The organism is Clostridium sp. CF012 (assembly GCF_018861755.1).
Classification (GTDB): domain Bacteria; phylum Bacillota; class Clostridia; order Clostridiales; family Clostridiaceae; genus Clostridium_AD.
Genome location: NZ_JAHLEF010000074.1, coordinates 1 through 3,400 on the forward strand (window position 1 = coordinate 1; position 3,400 = coordinate 3,400).

General features: G+C 29.9%; 6 protein-coding genes, 1 rRNA gene and 1 pseudogene. All 8 read right to left on the reverse strand.

Translation table 11 applies throughout. The annotated features are described in order from the left end of the window. Positions 1 to 393: 393 nt before the first annotated feature. Positions 394 to 564, reverse strand: a complete 171-nt coding sequence (locus tag KPL50_RS28060) for a hypothetical protein (RefSeq protein ID WP_375372962.1) — start codon at positions 562 to 564, stop codon at positions 394 to 396. Continuing rightward, complete coding sequence (locus KPL50_RS26130) at positions 561 to 812, reverse strand: hypothetical protein (RefSeq protein ID WP_216301410.1); 252 nt, start codon at positions 810 to 812, stop codon at positions 561 to 563. Before KPL50_RS26130 ends, KPL50_RS28060 begins: the two co-directional genes overlap by 4 nt. Next, a complete protein-coding gene (locus KPL50_RS26135; protein ID WP_216301411.1) occupies positions 805 to 1,038 on the reverse strand; it encodes a hypothetical protein in 234 nt (77 codons plus the stop codon). The genes KPL50_RS26130 and KPL50_RS26135 overlap by 8 nt, the downstream gene beginning before the upstream one ends. Before the next feature lie 182 nt (positions 1,039 to 1,220). Beyond that, on the reverse strand, positions 1,221 to 1,649 hold the full coding sequence (locus KPL50_RS26140; RefSeq protein ID WP_216301412.1) for a hypothetical protein: 429 nt from the start codon (positions 1,647 to 1,649) through the stop codon (positions 1,221 to 1,223). Further along, a complete protein-coding gene (locus tag KPL50_RS26145; RefSeq protein WP_216301413.1) occupies positions 1,615 to 1,878 on the reverse strand; it encodes a hypothetical protein in 264 nt (87 codons plus the stop codon). Before KPL50_RS26145 ends, KPL50_RS26140 begins: the two co-directional genes overlap by 35 nt. Before the next feature lie 130 nt (positions 1,879 to 2,008). Beyond that, positions 2,009 to 2,697 (reverse strand): annotated as a pseudogene (locus KPL50_RS26150) (ABC transporter ATP-binding protein). Between the two features lie 127 nt (positions 2,698 to 2,824). After that, the gene (locus KPL50_RS26155) at positions 2,825 to 3,019 is read right to left on the reverse strand and encodes an ATP-binding protein (protein ID WP_216301414.1); all 195 of its coding nucleotides are present in this window, start codon (positions 3,017 to 3,019) and stop codon (positions 2,825 to 2,827) included. Positions 3,020 to 3,298: 279 nt separating this feature from the next. After that, positions 3,299 to 3,400, reverse strand: a 5S ribosomal RNA gene (gene rrf / locus KPL50_RS26160); the annotation flags it as partial.

The window sequence follows — 3,400 nt, forward strand, 5'->3', positions numbered from 1 at the left end:
TTTTTAGTCTTACGACTAAAATTACTTCTTTATCTAAAGTAATTAACTGGTCAAGCGAAATATTATTTCGCTATTTTACCTATTTCTCTGTTTAATTTTCAAAGACCAACTTGCTTGCCATCATGTGACGACAAGGAGTATTCTATCATATAAATAAGAGTACAATTTCAGCCCATATGTGCCCTAGCTAGATTATCTTCATATTACTACATATAAGTACAAATATTTCTATATTCCGCACTCCGATACGCATGGCTAAGTATTTTTAAGGTAAATCTTTTCATATTCCTTATTAATTTCCTCTTAATCTTTTAATAATACTTCTCTTTAAAACACTTCCATAGCATAATTTCGGAATAAAAATAGCGAAAATCATTAGTCCTAAAGAACATACTATAATAGGGTTATTTTAAAATTATATTTAAAAAATGTAAGTCCACTACAAAGTAAGTTTATTCCAAAATGGGTTATAAGTATTCCATCAGTTGATACAATAGTCGTAGTAATAAGAGCATAATAAAGTCCTTCAAAAATAAGCATTTTTAAGAGATGACTCCGGGTCATTCCCACGCTTTCAAGTATAGCAATTCTTGTTTTCTAGCTAAAATGCTTGTGAGCATGGTATTAATAAAATTCATCAATCCTATTATGAATATTACAGCGATAAGACTATATCCTATTTTAGAAAAAATATTAGTAAAATTCTCATACTCATTTTCATGATCTTTTTTCGAGCGATACTCTAAGTCCTTATTGCTGTATTTAAGTTTTTTAATATGATTCTCTATAGAGCTATATTTATCTTTATCCATAAATATTTGTGCTGTCATTATTGCTGGTTTTTTTTATAAAGGAAGTGAATTCATTCGATGGTATATAGGCTTTATATCCTGTTGCTTCAGACATTCCTAGATCAAATGTACTCACTATTTTTACTAATGCCATAACCTCAAAAGTTTTTTCACCTCCATCTTTTAACTTAAGTGTTATTTTATCACCTATATCGTGATAATCACATTCATATAATAGATTTATCAATATATATTTACCTGTTTAAAATTTATCTAAGTTAGTGTTTTTATTATACATATCCATGCAACCATTATCTAAGCCATAAAGCTGTACTGCTAATTTCTCTCTACCTTGCATATTACTTTTTACATCTTCATTATTTAAGAAGCTTTTCTCATAACAACAAGTTTCTTGTCATCAACTGTGTCCTATGCAGGGCTATAATATATTTTATCTATTCTTTTTATTCCCTGAATATTTTTTAGCTCATTACATATTTTCTCATTGACTGTATTTACACCACTAAATATTCTTTTTCCAAAGTAAGAATAATTACCAATAGTAAATTCACCCCTTATGCTATCCTGTAAATATAAATCTATATCAAAACTTCCAAGTAGAGTAGCAATAAAATTAAATAATATAATGCTTAAAGAAAGAGACGCTAGAACAATAAATGATTTTTTCTCATCTTTCCAAAAACCGATCAAAACAAAATCCTTGCTATATTTTTTATCCATTATAAAATAATCTAATGTTACTTTTTCACCGATTTTATGAGATACATTAATCATATCAAGTACCCAAGAAGGAAGAGCTACTTCATTTTCCACTTCTGGAAATTTCCCTATGTTCATAAAAGCCCCATTTTATCCAATTATTATCGCCATAATGTAGTTCCACAGGTTTACTTCGGAGCTCTTTATTTTCTAAATCCGATACCATAACTGTAGTACCGTATTCTTTGATAAGTGGATGCTTTTTAAGTTTATCAGTTTCCTCTTTTGTAAGGTATTTAAATACACCATGAGCTTTTGTACCTACCTGTCCCATAGTTGCATTTTGCATAGAATCAATTAAACTCATTGCAATAGTAAATACTGAAGTAAATAATACGGTTGTAAGTACTATAGCTAAAATCGTAAAAATATTTCTCGTTCTGTTTGTCTTAAAGCTCCTTTTGGCAAACTTAGATCATATTTTTCCATTATTATTTTTAAACATTTGTAATTTGCCCCCTTGAAGACACAATCTTGCCATCCTCAATTCTTATAATCCTATCCGCAAGCTGTGCTATTTCTTCATTATGGGTTATCATAACAATTGCTTGATTAAACTTTTTGCTTGTGATTTTAAGAGGTCCTAATACTTCCTGCCCTGTTTTAGTATCCAAATTTCCTGTAGGTTCATCTGCAAGTATTATAGAATGTTTTGAAACCAAGGCTCTTCCAATAGCAACTCTTTGCTACTGTCCTCCTGAAAGATTATTATCCTATTATTAAGCTTGCTACTTAACCCTAAAGTGTCAGTGATCTCCTCAATATAATCTTTATCAATTTTATTTCCATCGAGTTCTATGGGTAAAACTATATTTTCATATACATTAAGCATAGGTACAAGATTGTAATTTTGAAAAATAAAACCTATATTTCTACGTCTGTAAATAGTTAGCTGCTCCTCATTCATACTGAATACATCTTTCCCATCAACAATAACTTTACCCTCTGTAGGATTATCTAATCCACCAAGCATATGTAAAAGTGTACTCTTACCACTTCCAGAAGTTCCTATGATCGCAACAAATTCACCCTCTTCAACTTCAAAATTAACTCCATCTAGTGCTTTTACCAAATTACTATCCTTACCATAATATTTTTTTAGATTCTCCGTTTTTAGAAGCGACATTTTCTCATCCCCCTATATATTTTTTAACTAATTAAATTTAGTATAATTACAATTTGCAGTAACTATTAATCTAGAAAACAACTATGAATTATAATTTCATACCTATCATCTAATTACTAAACAATGGCTATAAATTTATCTTAACAAAACAATGTAACAAACTCCTCACAAAATGCATATTAAATACAGAGAACTTGCTTCCGATGCCTTTTTTAGATTTAACTTTTAAATATCCGCCCTGCTTACTTATGATTTCTCTGGTTAAATATAGTCCAATACCTACGCCCTCTATATAAGCCTCAAGTAAAGTAAATTCCCGCACATTTCTTATAAAATCCGATTAAAATTTTAAAGCCCTACTTTATCAAAAGTAAGGCTTAAGTACAAGAAATTTATATTTATACACATGATAAATAGCATTTGCTTAGTTAATCATAATTAAGCCATCCGAATTATAAAGTTTGTATATTATATATATTCGGCATCGATGATCCAAAATTCTTTTTGAATATAAAAAATACCCCAATTAATAATCGGGGTATTTAACATTTTATGTTTGTCAACAATCTGACCACTAAGTATAACTTAATGGTTTTTTCTTACCTGGCGACAACTTACTCTCCCACAAGGTCACCCCTGCAGTACCATTAGCGCATTGAAGCTTAACCTTCGTGTTCGGTATGGGAACGGGTGTTACCTTCAT

Coding starts and splice junctions, on each gene's coding strand:
- KPL50_RS28060 (WP_375372962.1), bottom strand. CDS start 564: ATGACCCGGAGTCATCTCTTAAAAATGCTTATTTTTGAAGGACTTTAT.
- KPL50_RS26130 (WP_216301410.1), bottom strand. CDS start 812: ATGGATAAAGATAAATATAGCTCTATAGAGAATCATATTAAAAAACTT.
- KPL50_RS26140 (WP_216301412.1), bottom strand. CDS start 1,649: ATGAACATAGGGAAATTTCCAGAAGTGGAAAATGAAGTAGCTCTTCCT.
- KPL50_RS26145 (WP_216301413.1), bottom strand. CDS start 1,878: ATGAGTTTAATTGATTCTATGCAAAATGCAACTATGGGACAGGTAGGT.